Here is a 16159-nt window from a genome sequence, read left to right on the forward strand (position 1 = left end):
CGTTGCCGCCATGCGGTAACGACCCTCGCTTCATTCTGGGACCACGATCTTCCTGTTGACGAATGGACCGAACGTTCGTACGTTTGTGACCCATGTCATGGTCCACCGAGGATCTCCTCGATCACAACATCCCTTTGTGGGTGCAATTGGCGAACCGATTCCGGGCCGCGATCGACGCCGAGGAGTTTCTCGAAGGCGAAGTCCTGCCCTCGGAATCCCAGATCGTCGCACGCTTCGGGGTCAGCCGGTCCACCGCGCGAAACGCCCTCAACCAGCTCGAGCACGAAGGTCTGGTCCTGCGCCGGTCAGGCAAGGGCACCACCGTCCTGCCGCCGAAGGTGGAACTGCCACTGAATCTGCTGACCAGCTTCTCGGAGGACATGAGGAGCCGGGGTCTCGATCCCGGCTACAGCGCGCTGCGCGTGCGCATCGACGAAATGTCGCCCGAGGCCGCCAACGCGCTCGGCCGCCTCGCAGGCGAACCAGCACTCAGCGTCGAACGACTCCTTCTCGCCAACGGCTCTGCCATCGGACTCAGCGCGTCCTGGCTGTCACCTGCGGTCGTGCCCGCCAAGACGCCGGTGGACAACCACGAACTGCTGGCCAAGTCCTTGTACGGCTGGCTTGAGGCGGTCCACGAAATCCGGATTGCCGGCGGCACCGAGATCATCGAAGCCGCCATCGCCGACGATCACATCGCAGAGGCGCTCGACGTCTCCGTCGGAAGCCCCCTTCTGTTCGCCACTCGAATTGCGCGCGCTGCAGACGGAGCGCCCGTGGAGTACGTGGAGCGGCAGTACCGCGCGGACCGGTACCGCTACCGCATAGAACTCGTGCGACCGTGACGGCCCTGCGCGCATTGTTCGTCGGAGATGCCAGTTGGGACACCTGCATCGTCGCGGAGCGTCTACCCGACGGCGACGAGAAGGTCGTGGTCAACCACCTGGTCGACGGCCCCGGCGGCGTCGCCGCGAACTCCGCGATGGCGTTCGTCCGTACCGGTGCCCCCGCGGAGATCTGCACCGCGACCGGCGATGACCTCGCCGCCACCGAAATCGTCACCGGACTGGAAGAAACCGGGCTGACGGTGACCGCAGAACGGTTGCGCGGCAAATCCTCTCGTGCAGTCACCGTGCTCACCGACGGATCCGGCGGCGAGAAACGGCTCTTCTTGGCGCCCGGGGCCGCGATGTACCCGTCGCCCGCGGCAGTGCGAGCCATCCAACTCGAGAACGTCGGTTGGGTGCATACAGCGCTGTATGACCTCACCGCCGGACTCGAACTGGCCGACAGATGCCGACAGGCAGGCATCCGACTGTCGATCGATCTCGAACCGGCGACGATTCCAGCCGATGTATCCGAACTCGCACCGGTACTACAGGGATGTGCGGCCGTGATGGTCAACAGGCGCGCCAGGTCGAAACTCCCACCTGACGGATTGCACTGGCTGATCGGCCTCGTCGAGGGTGAGGTCATCGAAACGCTCGATGCCGACGGGGTCCGTATCAACACGTCGGATGGCTCCCACATCATCAACGCTCCGAAACTCGCGCAGGATCCGGTCGATACCACCGGAGCCGGGGACGCTTTCGCCGGCTGGTACATCGCTGAGCGGATGGTCGGCCACAGCCCTCTCGAGGCAGCTGAAATCGCAGTCACGGCAGCCACATACAGCGTTCAACGACTCGGCACGTACCCGTCGTATCCCGACCGGAATGAGCTCGCCACCTTCCGAGGCAACCGCATCAACAGAAAGGCAACACCTTGACCGCACCTGTCGTCATGCCCGAGAAACCGAGCGCACTCGGGGCATTGTTCGACGAAACCCATCCGATCATCGGTGTCGTTCATCTGCGGCCGCTACCGGGATCGCCCCTGTACGACGGCGAGGATGTCCACGACATCTACGCCGCGGGTGTGCGGGACGCGAAAGCTCTTGCGGCCGGAGGAATCGATGGGGTCATGATCGAGAATGCGAGTGACCAGCCATTCCTGCGTCCCGATGACATCGGGCCAGAGACGGTTGCCGGCCTGACGGCCGCAGGATCCGAGATCCGCAACGCCGTCGACGTGCCACTGGGTATCACCTGCGTGGCCAACGGCGCCATACCCGGCTTCGCTGTAGCGAAAGCCATGGATGCACAATGGGTTCGGGTGAACCAGTGGGCGAACGCCTACGTCGCCAACGAAGGCTTTCTCAACGGAGACGCCGCCCGGGCACTCCGGTACCGCAACGCAATCGGCGCGCGCAACATCAAGGTGCTCGCTGATGTGCACGTGAAATTCGGTGCACACGCCATCACTGCGGACCGCAGCATCAGCGAGCAGGCAGCCGATGCGGAGTGGCACCTGGCGGACGTGCTCATCGCAACCGGTACCCGTACCGGCTCCCCCACCCAACCCGGCGAAGTCGAAGAAGTTCGACAAGGCACACAGTTACCGGTCATCGTCGGCTCGGGGATGAACCCCGAGCAGTTGGCCACGCTGTTCACCGTGGCCGACGGTGCCATCGTCGGCCAGTGGCTCAAAGTCGACGGTCACTGGTGGAATCCGGTCGACCAGCGTCGGGTGGAGCAGCTCGTCACTGCGGCACGGGAATTCCGGAGAGGTTCCGATGGCTGATCCGACAGTCGGCACCGACATCTTCGAGCTCGACAGCGTCGAACAGACTGTCGTCCTCGGACTGTCGCGCCGGCGACACCAGCTTCGCGGCCCGGCTTCCCGGGGTGCGGCGAATTCTGTTCTGGCACTGATCGAGACGCTCCGAACGGAAGGATGGAGCGGCTCGGTTGCGGGCATGTTCGGCGACACGGGCCCAGCCGAGGTGTACGAGACCGGATTCGCCCATGACATCGACGTCATTCTCGCGCTCGAAGCGCCCACGATGTCAACGGCCTACAACGGTGTCGATCGTCTCCAACAAGCGGGTTGGTCGACGCTCTTCCATACCGAATGGAACATCGGCCGCCGCGAATTCAAACCGGTGCAATCAAGCAAGGGTCGCGATCCCACCGCTCCATGGAACATGTTCGCCCTGTGGGAATGGAACGACGCCTGGCAGGCGGCGACCCCGGGGCAGCGTCGTGAGTACGACATTGACTGCGACCGGGCGTTCCGGTCGGACATCGACTCAGGCGTCAGCATTGCGGGACGTCACCGCCTGGACTCCCAATCGACCTGGCACCACCTCGGAATATGGGAGGCGCCGACCTTCGGGCACATCACCAACGGAATCGCGGTCCACGAAGAGGTCGCCGACCTCATGTTCACCACCTCCAGGCATTACGTCGGGCGTAGGCGCTCGGCGGCCGACTACTTCGGAGCCATCGAATGAATGACACCCTCTGGATCCATCACGCCCGCCCCAGGAGCAACTGGTACCGGCTACCCGAAAACGAACAGCATGCGCTGCTCGCCCGATGGTCGGCGGTCGAGGAACAGGCCACCGCGAACGGCGCCGTCCATGTGGGGAATTACGCCGTACGCGGGCAGAGCGACTTCGCCACCGTGGATATCTGGAAGTTCGCCACACCGGAGGACATCCACGGTTTCTGGGAACGGAAAGTCGCCGCCGACTACGCAGTATGGTTTGCCTTCGCCAACCAGATCGGTGTCACCATCCCGGCAGATTCGGGGCAGGCGTGAGCGCTGCGCCAGCCCTTCGCGCCGAGGGCATCTCGAAACGCTACGGTCACGTCACCGCGCTGCAGGGAGCCGAGCTGGAGGTACGAGCCGGCGAGGTGTGCGCACTCATCGGCGACAACGGTGCAGGCAAGTCGACGCTGGTGAAGATCCTGTCGGGAGCGGAAACACCAGACACGGGAACCATTTTCCTCGACGGCAAAGCTGTGACGATGGCCTCGCCCAGTGCGGCGCAGGATCTCGGGGTCTCGACGGTCTTTCAGGACCTGGCCCTGGCATCGGACCTAGGCCCCACCGAGAACTTCTATCTGGGCCGGGAACTGCTGAAGGGCCGCCTCGGGCGCCTGCTCGGCATCACCGACCGGAAGCGGATGGCTGCGTCGGCCCGTGAGGAATTCTCCCGCCTCGGCGTGAATCTCAAGTCGATGAACGTACCTGTCGGTTCGTTGTCCGGCGGCCAGCGCCAATCCATCGCGATCGCACGCGCCGCCGCGTGGGCGGACAAGGTGATCATTCTCGACGAGCCGACGGCCGCGCTGGGCGTCGTACAGACCGACAGAGTTCTGCGTCTTGTCCGAACCGTCGCGGAACGCGGCCTGGCCGTGATTCTCGTGACACACAACATGACCCACGTGGTGGACGTCGCCGACTCTGTTCAGGTACTGCGGCTCGGGCGGCGGGTTGCCACATTCGAACGAGGCCAGAGCACGGTCGAGAAGCTGGTCGCCGCCATGACGAGTGACCCTGCTGCCGCGAAGGAAGACGGAGAACAATGACACAGACCGCCCCGCCGTCAGCGGTACTTCCCGATGTCGAAACACTCAGCGCATCAGCTCGATTCAAGCATCTACTCGGAAGTGGCTGGATCCTCATTCTGCTGGTGGCGATGCTGGCGACCTTCACGCTGATTCGGCCCGGCCAGTTCGCGACACCGTTCAACCTCACCACGCTGGCGATCGACGCTGCGATCCTGCTGGTCCTCGCGGTGGGTCAGGCTTTCGTCATCATGACTGCCGGCATCGACCTGTCAGTGGGGTCTGTCCTCGTATTCTCCTCCGTCGTCAGCACTTTGACCATGCTCGCCCTGTCCGGGGAATCGACCGCCACCTACGGCCAAACCGATGCGGGATGGCTGGTCATCGCGGTGGGAGCGGTCGTGGCGGTCGCGGCCGGGGCGCTGTGGGGCGTCATCAACGGCCTTCTGGTATCGAGAACTCGAATACCTGCCCTCATCGTCACGCTCGGCACCATGGGCATGGCACTGGGCGCCGCTCAGTTGCTCACCAATGGTCAGGATGTGCGCGGTGTTCCGGAAAAGCTTGTCACGGTGATCGGTTCCGGAAAGTTCGCCGGTATCCCGGTGCTGGTCCTGATCGCCGCCGCCGTGGCCGTCGCCGCCGGCTTCGCGCTGCGCAAGACCCGCTTCGGCACCTGGACCCTGGCCACCGGTTCGAACGCCGAAGCCGCCAGGCGCTCGGGAGTGAAGGTGCAGAGCCAGCTGCTGAAGGTGTACGCGATCGCCGGTGCGCTGGCCGGGCTGGCCGGAATGATGGCAGTCGCCAGGTTTTCCACCACCACGATCGCGGGTCACACCCAGGACAACCTCGCCACCATCTCCGCAGTCGTGCTCGGCGGAACCAGCCTGTTCGGCGGTGTGGGCACCATCCCGGGAACCGTCATCGGCGTCTTCATCCCGGTCGTGCTCCTCAACGGATTCATCATCCTCGGGATCCCGCCCTTCTGGCAGACGGTGGCGATGGGCGCGGTGCTCATCATGGCCGTCTGGATAGACCAGGCCAAACGGCACAAGAACACCCGTCTCTGATTGCTCGTGCCCCACCGACCGTAAGGAACCGCAATGAAACAACGACTGCTCATTCCCATCGCCCTACTCGCATCGGGCACGCTGATCGGATGCACAACCGGATCGAGTCCGCAGGCCGGCTCCGGCTCACCGGTGGGTGGCAATAATGTCGCGCTCGTCCTCGGCACGAGTGGCAGCCCGTTCTACGAGGCCATGGCGTGCGGCGCCAAGGATGAAGCCAACAAGTTGGGCCTGAACCTGGATGTCAGCGCGGCGGCACAGTTCTCGGGAGACGCGCAGGTCCCGATCGTCAATGCGGTCACCGCAAGCAGGCCGAGTGTGGCGGCCGTTGTCCCCACCGACGAGCAGGCGCTCGGCGCACCACTGGGAAACCTCGTCACGAACGGGACGCGGCTGATCACCGTCGACCAGACACTGTCCCGCGATGACATCGTCGACAGCGCGATCACCACCGATAACGTCGCAGGCGGCGGGCTCGCCGCCGGCGAAGTCAACACTCTCATCGGAGGAAAAGGCAAGGTCCTCGTCATCACCCAACCGCCCGGCTCGAGCGGACAGGACCAGCGTGTCGAAGGGTTCGAGAAAGAGATCGCCTCGCACCAGGGCATCGAATACCTCGGACCTCAATACGCGTCGAACGACCCACAGAAGGTCGCCCAGATCATCACCGCCACCCTCGCGGCGCACCCCGACTTGAAGGCGGTGTTCGCGACCAACGACCAGGGCGCGATCGGCGTCATCACCGGACTGCGGCAGGCAGGCAAGACCGGCGATGTCAAAGTCGTCGCCTATGACGCTGCCACCGCCGAGGTGGACGCGCTCAAAAACGGTGCCATCCAGGTTCTCATCGCGCAGGACCCCACCACCGAGGGACGCGTCGCCATGCAGACCGCGAAAAAAATCATCGACGGCCAAGACGTCGATCAGGAGATTCAGACCGACCTGATCACGATCCGCACCGGCGACGTCGACAAGGCCGACCAGTACGAATACAAAGCCAACTGCTGATCTCTCCTCACCATGAGGGCGTACCGTCGAAATAGGCGGTGATCATAAATGGTTGGCATGGGTAATGAAGATCTATAGGCCCCTCGTACGGATCACAGGCACGGCTGCCATGGCGTTCGCCATGATCGCGGCCCCGTCGGCTGTGCTGAACAACAGCCCGACGACCGCTCAGGCGCAGCCATGTGTAAACGGCGTGATTCCGTGGAACCCCTACGTCGTGAATTGCAACCTGCCGCCCAGGAAGACGCCCAAGGTGCGTGGCGCCGCCCCCGATGCCGGGGCGATCATCGCCTGCAGGGACAAGCCCGGGTGCCTGGCCTGGTACGTCAACGGACCCTGATGATCATGGCCAACGACGTCGAGAAGCGCTGGCACGACCCGCAGACCTTCCGATCGGCGGTGACCTATGCCTTGGTGGTCATTGCGCTGGCAGCCATCGCTTTCGCGTCGTTCGCGCTGATCGGGGACCACTCGGTGGTCTCGGCGATCCTTGTTCCCACCATTCTGTTCGTCGGCGGTGTGGGCGCGTTCGTCAGGACCTACCAGGTCTGGCGAGCCGAGGGCACCTGGCCGATCTGGCACGGAGCCGGATGGTTCCTGCTGGCGCTGTCGCTGGTGTGCCTGGCGGTCCCGGGCTTCGCGCTGTCCGCTTAGGGGTCCGCTCAGGGCAGGATCGAGTCCACGTAACCGCCGTCGACGCGAACGGCCCCGCCTGTGGTCGCCGAAGCCAGCGGTGACGCCAGATAGGTGACCATGTTCGCGATCTCCTCCGGCTCGATCAGCCGCTGCAGCAATGACTGAGGCCGATGCTTGCGCATGAACTCCCGCTGCGCCTCATCCCACGGCAGTGACTTGTCGACGAGTTCGTAAACGAAGTCCTCGACCCCCGCGGTGTGCGTCGGTCCGGCAATCACCGAGTTGACCGTGACACCGGTTCCGGCGGCGTCCTTGGCGAAACCGCGGGATACCGCGAGCAGCGCGGTCTTGGAAACCCCGTAGTGGATCATCTCCTCGGGTATGACGATGGCCGAATCGCTGGCGATCTGGATGATGCGGCCCCAGCCGTTGTCCGCCATGGCGGGCAGGTAACTGCGGATGAGCCGCACGGCAGCAAGGACATTCACCTCGAAGTACGTGCGCCACTGCTCGTCGGTGATCTCGCGTGCCGACACCGCCCCGAAGATGCCGAGGTTGTTCACCAGGATGTCGACGGCAGGCAACTGGCGCAGCAGCGCGGCTGTCCCGTCCTCGGTGGCGACGTCGGCTGCGACACCGACGACATCGAATGCACTCAACGTGGCGACCGCCTCATCGACGCGGGATCCGGTACGTCCGTTGATCGCGACGCGTGCGCCGGCGCGGGCCAACTGCTCGGCGATCGCCAGCCCGATGCCCTGGGTGGAACCGGTGACGAGCGCAGTCTTTCCAGTCAGGTCGATGTCCATAAGCCAGTATGACGACCGCGCAACCCCGACTATTCCCTGACACTCCCCCGGGCTCCGTTCGTCAGCAATTTCCCCGTCTGACTTCTCGACATTCCATCCAGGACGCCGAGTGGGGCATGGCGTGGCTATTTGACACCGGTACAAACGCCCACTCGACGGATACCAAAGTTGTCAGCAAACCTCTTTTCGCCGGTTACCATCTGGAAACCAGGCTTAGGGAGTGTCCGGATGCCGGCCGACGCCACTGACTTTCTGAACTCGGCCGGCGTGCGCCCGTCCGGTTTGGTGGTCGAGGGTGAACCCGGCATCGGTAAGACCACGCGTTGGCTCGCCGTCGTAGGGCAGGCCGGTGAGCGTGGGGTCCGGGTACTGTCCGCACGGCCCGCGCAAGCCGAGCCCGTGCTGGCCTACAACTCACTGGCCGACCTGCTCGGCACGATCGACGCCGCGGTGTTGGCCGCGCTTCCTGTGCCACAGCATCGCGCGTTGGACCTGGTGCTGCTGCGCGCCGATGCCGGTCACAGCACCACCGATCGGCGCGCCGTGGGCGCAGGTTTCCTGTCGGTCGTCGAGTACCTCGCTGATCAGGGCCCGGTCCTGATCGCCATCGACGATATGCAGTGGCTCGACCCCTCCAGCCGAGATGTCATCGCGTTCGTGGCGCGCCGGATCGCCGGGCCGGTCGGCGTGCTCGGCACCCTTCGCACCGAACACGAAGGCGGCTGCGATCCATCCTGGTTGCAGCTATCCACGCCGGCCGCGATGCAGCGGATCATGCTGCATCCGTTGAGCATCGGCGCATTACATGCCGTTCTTTCGGCACGGCTGGGACGATCCTTCTCCCGGCCGGCGATGGTCCGGATACATGAGATATCCGGCGGCAACCCGTTCTACGGGCTCGAACTGGCGCGGGCGATGGACGGCGAGACCATGCGCCTGGATTCGCCGTTGCCGCCGACGCTCGCCGAGTTGGTGCGCGCCAGGATCAGCAGTGTTGGCGACGAGGCCCGGGAGTCGTTACTCGCGATGGCCTGTCTGGCCACACCGACGGTCGAGTTGGTGGCCGGGGTAACCGACATGACCGCCGAACAGCTCATCGCCGTGCTTGCGGATGCCGAGAGCACCGGCATCGTCACCGTCGAAGGACACCGGCTGCGCTTCGTCCATCCATTGCTGGCCAGGGGCGTTTACACCGGGGCCACCCCGGGGAGCCGGCGGACCATGCACGGCCGGCTTGCCGAGGTCGTCGAGGAACCCGAGTTGCATGCCCGGCATCTGGCACTGGCCGCCACTGTGGGCGATCCGGCCACGTTGGCCTCCCTCGACGCGGCCGCCGAAACCGCGCGCAGGCGCGGCGCCCCGGCGGCGGCCGCCGAACTGCTCGACCTCGCCATCGACCTCGGTGGTGAGACACCGGAACGTCAGATCCGTTCAGCACGAGCGCACTTCGAGGCCGGCTCCCCTGCACGCGCTGGGGCGATGCTCGAGCAGACCATGGAGTTGCTCCCGCCCGGCATGCTGCGGGCGCAAGCCGCGAACCTTTTGGCCATGGTCCGCATGCTCAATCACAACTTCCTCGACGCCGCCGCGCTGCTCGAGACGGTTTTCCACGAAATCGGGGACAACGGCGCACTTTTGGTTCAGACGCTGATCGCGATGTCTTTCGCTCTGGTCAATGCAGGCAAGCCGTACACCGCCGAATTACGTGCTGAGGAAGCCGTCGTCGAGGCGCAGCGCCTAGGCCATCTGCATCTTCTGAGTCAGGCGCTCGGCATGCGGGTGATGCTGCACTTCATGCGTGGTGACGGCCTCGGCGAGGCCGACATTCTACGAGCGTGCGAGTTGGAGGACCCGGAGGCGGACGTCTCCAGCGCCTTCAGCCCGGGTGTGCAGCACGCCCTGCTGCTGGCCTGGACGGGCCGGCTCGAGGAGGCGCACCGGGCCATGCGCGTTGTCCGGCGCCGATTCATGGACCGCGGCGAGGAGGGTGAGCTGGTGTTCGTCGACTTTCACACCGTCCTCATCGCGATCTGGCGGGGCGACTTCGCCGAGGCCGCCCTGGTGACCGAGAACGCGGTGGAACGAGCAATGCAGCTCAACAGTGATCTTCCGCTGTTCGTCGCCCTGACCGTCCGTGCGACCGTCGGTGCATATGCCGGTCGCGAGGACGAGGTACGCCGTGACGTCGCCGAGGGGCTGGAGGCCGGGCAGCGGTGCAGCTCTGACCGACTGGCCGAGTGGCCGGTCACCGCATTGGGGTTCCTGGAAGTCTCGCTGGGCAATTATGCGGCCGCAGTGGAGACCTTGCGGCCCCTGCTGCGGGTTCTCGCGAGCAGACCTGAGTCCACCGAGATCATCGGTGCGTCATTTCTGCCCGACATCGTCGAGTCGCTGATCCACCTGGACCGGCTCGACGAGGCACTGCCGTGCATCGAACTTCTCGAACGCAACGGCGCCCGGCTGGATCGGGCGTGGATGTTGGCTGTCGCGGCCCGGTGCCGGGCGATGCTGTTGGCCGCGCACGGCGACCTCGACGCGGCTACCGGGGCCGCCCGCCGTGCGGCGACCGAACATGACCGTCTGGCAATGCCTTTCGAGCGGGCACGCACCCAATTGCTGCTCGGCCGGCTCCAGCGTCGGCAACTGCACAAGGACGCCGCGTCGACCACGCTGCACGAGGCACTCGACGTCTTCGAAAGGCTCAACACGCCGCTGTGGGCCAACCGCGCCCGCGCCGAACTCGACCGCGTCAACGTGCACCCGACACGAACCTCCGAGCTGACCCCGTCCGAACACCGGGTCGCCGAGCTGGCGGCCTCCGGGCTGACCAACCGCGCGGTGGCGGCGGCGCTGTTCATCAGCCCGAAAACGGTCGAGGCCAATCTTGCTCGCATCTACCGCAAGCTCGCCATCCACTCACGGGCCGAACTCGGCCACCGGATGGCCCGGCCTGACGGGTAGGGAAACACCCGATTCCTGCGGCGCCGCAACGCCCTAGCGTCGAGGCGGTGGGTACCCCAGGGCCGCGCCAACCGTGCTATCTCGCCGAGTGGTACCAGGCCGCTCTCACCGACGACCAACTCGATCGCGCGGCGGCCAAGCTCGACGAATGTGCGGCGTCGATGTCCGCCGACGGTACCGCCGTTCGGCTGCTCATGACCCTGGCAGTACCCAGCGACGAGGTCGTGTTCGGTGTCTTCGCCGCCGCGTCGGCACAGCTGGTGGCCCAGGCCTGTCACCGGGCCGGATTGCCACCGCAGCGGCTCACCGTCGCCTCCCGCCTCACCGGTCCTCGTAGGGAAACACCCGATTCCTCGCCGACGCGCGGCCCATAACGTCGACGCAATCGGACCGCACGCCAACTGGCGGATCCACCGGAAGGAGAACGACCATGGCACGCACGCTTGCGAAGCATTCCAAGCTGGTACCGCTGTCGGTGCTGGTGCTGGCCCTCGGTGGGATCGGCGGGCCGGCCATCGCGGTCGCCGATCCGCTCCCGTACGGGCCCGACACCTGTCTTCAAGGGTTCGTGTGGCGGGAGGCCGGGCCGGGCGACACGGTCTGCGTCACCCCGGACGTACGCAGCAGCACCGCTGCGCAGAATCAGGCCGCCGCCCAGAACAAGGAACCCAACGGCGGAGCCTACGGCGCGGACACCTGCAAGCAGGGCTTCGTCTGGCGGGAGGCCATCGGGGGCGACACGGTGTGCGTGACACCGGCTGTCCGCAGTGCGGCGGCGGCAGACAACGCCGCCGCGGCGACCCGCAAAGCGGCCAATGCGCCCCAACCGTCGCCGGCATCGGCACCGCCGCCGTGCCTCGGGGCCAACCCCGCACCCGGGTTGATCCCGCCGGGCCTTGGCCCGTTCTGCTGATCTGCCGGCCCACTTCCCCTCGCGAGAAGACAGTCCGGTACTGCAAAACACGCTCAAACGGGTACCGGACTGTCTTCTCGCCGGGAAAAAGAGGGGGAACCTACTCGACTGCGATGTCGCGGAGTTCGCGCTTGAGGATCTTGCCGGTCGGGTTGCGGGGCAGTTCGTCGAGGAAGACCACCTCACGCGGCACCTTGTAGCGGGCCAGGTGCTCCTTCACATAGGTCTTGATGGCGTCCTCGTCGACACTGGCGCCCTCGGCCTTGACCACGAAGGCACGCAACCGCGCGCCCCACTCCTTGTCGTCGACACCGAGCGCGGTCGCCTCGATGACCTCGGGATGCCCGCTGATCAGGTCCTCGACCTCGGCGGGGAACACGTTCTCGCCACCGGAGACGATCATCTCGTCGTCGCGGCCGCTGACGTAGAGCAGGCCGTGCTCGTCGAAGTAGCCGACATCGCCGGAGGACAGCAACCCGTCGATGATCTGCTTGCCGCCACCTCCGGTGTAGCCCTCGAACGGGAAGGTATTGCCCACGAAGATCCGCCCCACCTGACCGCGCGGCACTTCGTTGCCGTTGTCGTCGATGATCCGCACCCGCACGCCCTTGACCACCGGCCCGACCGTGGCGGGGTTGATCGACAGGTCCTTCGGCCGGGCGATGCTGGCGAACGCGATCTCGGTTGAGCCGTACAGGTTGTAGATCACCGGACCGAGGTCTTTCATTGCGCGCGTGGCCAATTCGGCACCCAGTTGTGAGCCGGAGACGAACACGATCCGCAGCGAGGACAGGTTCGGCTTGGGTTGGGTCTCCTCGAGCGTGTCCAGCAGTCGCGACAACATCACCGGCACCACCACCATGGCGGTCACCTTGTGTTTTTCGATGTCGGCCAGCACGGTGGCCGGCTTGAAGCGGCGGCGCAGCACCAGCGTCGAACCCAGCATCATCGCGATGGTGCCGTGCAGGAATCCGAGCGCGTGGAACATCGGCGCAGGCAACGAGGTCACTTCGCCGGCGCGGAACGGCACATGTGACAACACACCGCCGACCGGCGCCAGAGACGGCGGGGTGCCACGGTTGGCCCCCTTCGGCGTGCCGGTGGTGCCGCTGGTCAGGATGATGATCGACGAATGCTTGGTCACTTTCGGCGCCGGGTCGCTGTTGCTGCGCGCGAGGAGTTCGGCCAGGGTTTCGTCGGTGCTGCCCGACGGGGCATCGGTGTCCGGGTTGGTTCCCAACGCGCGTAGCTTGCCCAGTTCGGGCTCGGCCTGCGCGACCGCGGCGGTGTACTCGTCGTCGTAGATGATCACCTTCGCGCCTTCGCGCGCCGCGACCTCTTTGATCTGCGGACCGGAGAATTCGCTGTTGAGCAGGATGATGCGGCCGCCTGTTCGGGCGACGCCGTAGACCGAAATCAGGAACCAGCGGTGGTTGCGGGCCAGGATGGCGACGCCGTCACCGCCCCTGACCCCCATCGCCCGCAACCCGTTGGCGAGTTTGTGGGCAGCGACGTCGAGTTCGCCGAACGTCAGCTCGCCCTCGTCGTCGATGACCGCGGTGCGGTGCGGATGGCGACGGGCATTGAGCGCGGGAATCATGCCAAGTTCACCCCACCGCCGGATATCGGCCAGCATCGCGGCCATATGCTGCGGCGCCTCGAGTTTGAGCGCGCCGGCTTCGAACATCTTGCGGGCGTAGTGCAGTTCGGCAGCACCGCGGTCGGCATACAGCTTGGCTTTCGCCGCCAGTTGCGCCGGCAGGTCAGACAGACTTGGCATGACGCAACCATATGTGACGGCCATCGCACCCGGGGAGATAACTACGATGAGGTGATGGCCGGTGCATTGTCGCTGGAGTGGGACGGCTCGGAGGTGTCCGTCACCAACCCGGACAAGGTGGTTTTCCCTGAGTACGACGGCCGTGCCGGCCTCACCAAGCTGGACCTGATCAACTATTACCGCGCGGTTGCCGACGGCGCATTACGCGGGGTCTACGACCGCCCCATGATCCTCAAGCGGTTCGTCAAGGGGATCGCCACCGAGGCCATCTTCCAGAAGCGGGCGCCCGAGAAGCGGCCCGATTACGTCGACGTCGCCGAACTGAAGTACCGGTCCGGAACCTCGGCGAAAGAAGCGGTCATCCGCAGCGCCGTGGGGCTGGCGTGGGCGGTGAACCTGGGTTGTGTCGATTTCAACCCGCATCCGGTGCGGGCCGACGACCTCGACCGTCCCGACGAGTTGCGGGTTGACCTGGACCCCATGCCCGGCGTCGACTGGGCGCAGATTCTCGACGTGGCGCTGGTGGCCCGCGAGGTGCTGGAGGATCACGGCCTGACCGCCTGGCCCAAGACCTCGGGCTCCCGTGGCTTCCATATCTATGCCCGCATCCACCGGCAGTGGCCGTTCAAGCAGGTCCGGCTGGCTGCCGAAACGGTGGCCCGTGCGGTCGAACACCGGGCGCCGGACCTGGCGACGGCCCGCTGGTGGAAGGAAGAGAGGGGCGCTCGGGTCTTCGTCGACTTCAACCAGAACGCCAAGGACCGCACCGTCGCCTCGGCCTACTCGGTGCGGGCGACGCCCGATGCGCGGGTGTCCACCCCGTTGCGATGGGATGAAGTGGGAAGTTGTCGTCCGGAGCAGTTCACCGTCGCCACGGTGCCCGGCCGGCTGGCGGAGTTCGGTGATCCGTGGGTGGGCATGGACGATGCACCCGGAGGCCTGGAATCGCTGCTGGAGCTGGCCGCCGAACTCGGCCCCGCGGAGAAAGCGCCCAAGGGCAGTTCCCGGGACGGGCGCAGGCAATCGTCGATGCCGTTGATCGAGGTCGCCCGCACCAAGACCCGCGACGAGGCGATGGCGGCGCTCGACGTCTGGCGCGAACGGTATCCCGCGGTGGCACAGCGACTCGAACCGGTCGATGTCCTGGTTGACGGGATGCGCGGACCGAGTTCGATCTGGTATCGCGTCCGGATCAATCTGGAGCATGTGCCGGAACCGGATCGGCCCGCACAGGAAGAACTGATCGCCGACTACAACCCCTGGGAGCACTACTCCGGCGGGCAGTGGCGTCGCGGCTAGCCGGACCGTTCTGTCACCAGCAGGGCAAGGAGCCCCGGAAACTGCCGGTCGATTTCGGCCCGCCGCAGCAATACTCCTTTGCGGTTGCCGTAATCGGTCAGCTGGATGAGCCCGCTTTCGTTGAGAACTCGAAAATGGTGGGTGGCAGTGGACTTCGTCACGCGTAACGCAAACGACGAGCAGGTGCGTTCGAGGTCGGAACTCGCCTCCGCGAGCTCGGCGACAACGCGCCTGCGGTGAGGGTCGGCCAACGCCGCGAGCACCACGCCCAACGTCATATCGGATTCCACTGCCGCGCAACCTATCCCCACAAAGGTACGATTTGCGTCGTACCTGTCATGTGGTTAATCTTGTGTACGAATGTCATCGTACCTTCCGGTGACGTCGACGCGCGGGAATGGAGAGGCCCATGGGCGGACACAACAATGGAACGATCGCCGTCACCGGCGCCACCGGGGCGTTGGGTAGCCGAATCGCAGCCGCCCTCGCCGGCCACGGGACGCCCCAGTTACTCGTAGCGCGCAATCCAACTGGCCTTCCGGAACTCACCGGAGCGCAACGTCGCGGCCCAGCCGAGTATGCCGATACCGCGGCCATGCGCCGAGCACTCGAAGGCGCATCGACCCTGATCTTGATTTCGGGGCATCCGACGGGCAGGCGCCTGGAAGAACATGCGTCCGCAGTCGAGGCGGGTCTTGCCGCCGGCGTGGAACGGGTCCTCTACGTCTCGCTGCTCGGCGCGGGACCCGTGGCGACCTACCGCAACGCCCGCGATCATTGGCTGACCGAGCAGTTCATCGCCGGGACAGGTGCGCGCCACACGATCTTCCGTGCCGGCTTCTACGCTGCGACGCCCGCTGCCCTCGCTGATGAGAATCTCCTGATCAGCGGACCGGGCGGAACCGGACAAGCTGCGTTCGTCACCCATGGCGACATCGCCGCCGTCGTCGCCGCCGTGGCGGTGGATTCGAGCACCGAACACGACGGCAAGATTCTCGAGATCACCGGACCGGAACTGCTCACGCTGGAACAGGCAGTGGCCAGGATCGCCGGTGCCACAGGGCGGCCGTACCGTTATCACGCCGAGACGCTCGAAGAGGCATTCAGCCGTCGTTGGAAGCTCGGGATCAGCGGGAACCAGATCGAGGCGTGGATCTCGTGGTATCAGGCCATCGCCCGCGGCGATGTCTCGGCAATCACGGACGTCGTCGCCAGGATCACCGGCAACCCCGCAAACCCCATCGAACGCTCCGACTGGTGGCCGGAACCGGGTACTGCATACTGAG

Annotated in this window: 18 protein-coding genes; 15 read left to right on the forward strand and 3 right to left on the reverse strand. The window is 65.6% G+C overall.

Annotation, left to right across the window (positions count from 1 at the left end):
* Nucleotides 1-92 precede the first annotated feature (92 nt).
* The 10 genes from M1247_RS12670 (at nucleotide 93) to M1247_RS12715 (ending at nucleotide 7129) form a co-directional block, all read left to right on the forward strand.
* Complete coding sequence (locus M1247_RS12670; protein ID WP_317156690.1) at nucleotides 93-845, forward strand: GntR family transcriptional regulator; 753 nt, start codon at nucleotides 93-95, stop codon at nucleotides 843-845.
* Nucleotides 842-1768, forward strand: coding sequence for a carbohydrate kinase family protein (locus M1247_RS12675; RefSeq protein WP_317156691.1), 927 nt, complete (start codon nucleotides 842-844; stop codon nucleotides 1766-1768). The genes M1247_RS12670 and M1247_RS12675 overlap by 4 nt, the downstream gene beginning before the upstream one ends.
* Complete coding sequence (locus M1247_RS12680) at nucleotides 1765-2622, forward strand: BtpA/SgcQ family protein (protein WP_317156692.1); 858 nt, start codon at nucleotides 1765-1767, stop codon at nucleotides 2620-2622. The genes M1247_RS12675 and M1247_RS12680 overlap by 4 nt, the downstream gene beginning before the upstream one ends.
* Entirely contained in the window at nucleotides 2615-3334 is a 720-nt protein-coding gene (locus M1247_RS12685; protein ID WP_317156693.1) for a hypothetical protein, read from the forward strand. The genes M1247_RS12680 and M1247_RS12685 overlap by 8 nt, the downstream gene beginning before the upstream one ends.
* On the forward strand, nucleotides 3331-3645 hold the full coding sequence (locus M1247_RS12690; protein WP_317156694.1) for a hypothetical protein: 315 nt from the start codon (nucleotides 3331-3333) through the stop codon (nucleotides 3643-3645). The genes M1247_RS12685 and M1247_RS12690 overlap by 4 nt, the downstream gene beginning before the upstream one ends.
* A complete protein-coding gene (locus M1247_RS12695) occupies nucleotides 3642-4418 on the forward strand; it encodes an ATP-binding cassette domain-containing protein (protein ID WP_317156695.1) in 777 nt (258 codons plus the stop codon). Before M1247_RS12690 ends, M1247_RS12695 begins: the two co-directional genes overlap by 4 nt.
* Complete coding sequence (locus M1247_RS12700) at nucleotides 4415-5467, forward strand: ABC transporter permease (protein ID WP_317156696.1); 1053 nt, start codon at nucleotides 4415-4417, stop codon at nucleotides 5465-5467. The genes M1247_RS12695 and M1247_RS12700 overlap by 4 nt, the downstream gene beginning before the upstream one ends.
* 33 nt (nucleotides 5468-5500) lie before the next feature.
* A complete protein-coding gene (locus M1247_RS12705; protein ID WP_317156697.1) occupies nucleotides 5501-6475 on the forward strand; it encodes an ABC transporter substrate-binding protein in 975 nt (324 codons plus the stop codon).
* Nucleotides 6476-6539: 64 nt separating this feature from the next.
* On the forward strand, nucleotides 6540-6815 hold the full coding sequence (locus M1247_RS12710) for a hypothetical protein (protein WP_317156698.1): 276 nt from the start codon (nucleotides 6540-6542) through the stop codon (nucleotides 6813-6815).
* A complete protein-coding gene (locus M1247_RS12715; RefSeq protein WP_317156699.1) occupies nucleotides 6815-7129 on the forward strand; it encodes a hypothetical protein in 315 nt (104 codons plus the stop codon). The genes M1247_RS12710 and M1247_RS12715 overlap by 1 nt, the downstream gene beginning before the upstream one ends.
* 8 nt (nucleotides 7130-7137) lie before the next feature.
* Here M1247_RS12715 and M1247_RS12720 read toward each other — a convergent pair whose 3' ends face one another.
* Complete coding sequence (locus M1247_RS12720; protein WP_317156700.1) at nucleotides 7138-7920, reverse strand: SDR family NAD(P)-dependent oxidoreductase; 783 nt, start codon at nucleotides 7918-7920, stop codon at nucleotides 7138-7140.
* Between the two features lie 228 nt (nucleotides 7921-8148).
* Between M1247_RS12720 and M1247_RS12725 the strand changes: the two genes are divergently transcribed.
* The 3 genes from M1247_RS12725 to M1247_RS12735 are packed head-to-tail and all read left to right on the forward strand — an operon-like array spanning nucleotide 8149 to nucleotide 11794.
* A complete protein-coding gene (locus M1247_RS12725) occupies nucleotides 8149-10881 on the forward strand; it encodes an AAA family ATPase (protein WP_317156701.1) in 2733 nt (910 codons plus the stop codon).
* Between the two features lie 47 nt (nucleotides 10882-10928).
* Complete coding sequence (locus tag M1247_RS12730; protein WP_317156702.1) at nucleotides 10929-11255, forward strand: hypothetical protein; 327 nt, start codon at nucleotides 10929-10931, stop codon at nucleotides 11253-11255.
* Between the two features lie 56 nt (nucleotides 11256-11311).
* Complete coding sequence (locus tag M1247_RS12735) at nucleotides 11312-11794, forward strand: hypothetical protein (protein ID WP_317156703.1); 483 nt, start codon at nucleotides 11312-11314, stop codon at nucleotides 11792-11794.
* 100 nt (nucleotides 11795-11894) lie between these two features.
* Here M1247_RS12735 and fadD2 read toward each other — a convergent pair whose 3' ends face one another.
* Nucleotides 11895-13574, reverse strand: a complete 1680-nt coding sequence (gene fadD2 / locus M1247_RS12740) for a long-chain-fatty-acid--CoA ligase FadD2 (protein WP_317156704.1) — start codon at nucleotides 13572-13574, stop codon at nucleotides 11895-11897.
* Nucleotides 13575-13628: 54 nt separating this feature from the next.
* Here fadD2 and ligD point away from each other — a divergent pair, with 54 nt between their 5' ends.
* Nucleotides 13629-14873, forward strand: a complete 1245-nt coding sequence (gene ligD / locus M1247_RS12745; RefSeq protein WP_317156705.1) for a non-homologous end-joining DNA ligase — start codon at nucleotides 13629-13631, stop codon at nucleotides 14871-14873.
* On the opposite strand, the gene M1247_RS12750 is transcribed toward ligD, so the two are convergent.
* Entirely contained in the window at nucleotides 14870-15163 is a 294-nt protein-coding gene (locus M1247_RS12750; protein WP_317156706.1) for an ArsR/SmtB family transcription factor, read from the reverse strand. The two genes, ligD and M1247_RS12750, sit on opposite strands and share 4 nt — an antisense overlap.
* A gap of 119 nt (nucleotides 15164-15282) precedes the next feature.
* Between M1247_RS12750 and M1247_RS12755 the strand changes: the two genes are divergently transcribed.
* Entirely contained in the window at nucleotides 15283-16158 is an 876-nt protein-coding gene (locus M1247_RS12755) for an NmrA family NAD(P)-binding protein (RefSeq protein ID WP_317156707.1), read from the forward strand.
* The last annotated feature ends 1 nt before the right edge of the window (nucleotide 16159 follow it).

This window comes from Mycobacterium appelbergii, from assembly GCF_032883035.1.
GTDB lineage: Bacteria > Actinomycetota > Actinomycetes > Mycobacteriales > Mycobacteriaceae > Mycobacterium > Mycobacterium appelbergii.

Excerpts from the sequence above, each read along its gene's own strand:
- M1247_RS12725 (WP_317156701.1), top strand. The coding sequence starts at position 8,149 with ATGCCGGCCGACGCCACTGACTTTCTGAACTCGGCCGGCGTGCGCCCG.
- M1247_RS12700 (WP_317156696.1), top strand. The coding sequence starts at position 4,415 with ATGACACAGACCGCCCCGCCGTCAGCGGTACTTCCCGATGTCGAAACA.
- M1247_RS12715 (WP_317156699.1), top strand. The coding sequence starts at position 6,815 with ATGATCATGGCCAACGACGTCGAGAAGCGCTGGCACGACCCGCAGACC.
- M1247_RS12690 (WP_317156694.1), top strand. The coding sequence starts at position 3,331 with ATGAATGACACCCTCTGGATCCATCACGCCCGCCCCAGGAGCAACTGG.
- M1247_RS12735 (WP_317156703.1), top strand. The coding sequence starts at position 11,312 with ATGGCACGCACGCTTGCGAAGCATTCCAAGCTGGTACCGCTGTCGGTG.
- M1247_RS12705 (WP_317156697.1), top strand. The coding sequence starts at position 5,501 with ATGAAACAACGACTGCTCATTCCCATCGCCCTACTCGCATCGGGCACG.
- M1247_RS12710 (WP_317156698.1), top strand. The coding sequence starts at position 6,540 with ATGAAGATCTATAGGCCCCTCGTACGGATCACAGGCACGGCTGCCATG.
- ligD (WP_317156705.1), top strand. The coding sequence starts at position 13,629 with ATGGCCGGTGCATTGTCGCTGGAGTGGGACGGCTCGGAGGTGTCCGTC.
- fadD2 (WP_317156704.1), bottom strand. The coding sequence starts at position 13,574 with ATGCCAAGTCTGTCTGACCTGCCGGCGCAACTGGCGGCGAAAGCCAAG.
- M1247_RS12685 (WP_317156693.1), top strand. The coding sequence starts at position 2,615 with ATGGCTGATCCGACAGTCGGCACCGACATCTTCGAGCTCGACAGCGTC.
- M1247_RS12720 (WP_317156700.1), bottom strand. The coding sequence starts at position 7,920 with ATGGACATCGACCTGACTGGAAAGACTGCGCTCGTCACCGGTTCCACC.
- M1247_RS12670 (WP_317156690.1), top strand. The coding sequence starts at position 93 with ATGTCATGGTCCACCGAGGATCTCCTCGATCACAACATCCCTTTGTGG.
- M1247_RS12755 (WP_317156707.1), top strand. The coding sequence starts at position 15,283 with ATGGGCGGACACAACAATGGAACGATCGCCGTCACCGGCGCCACCGGG.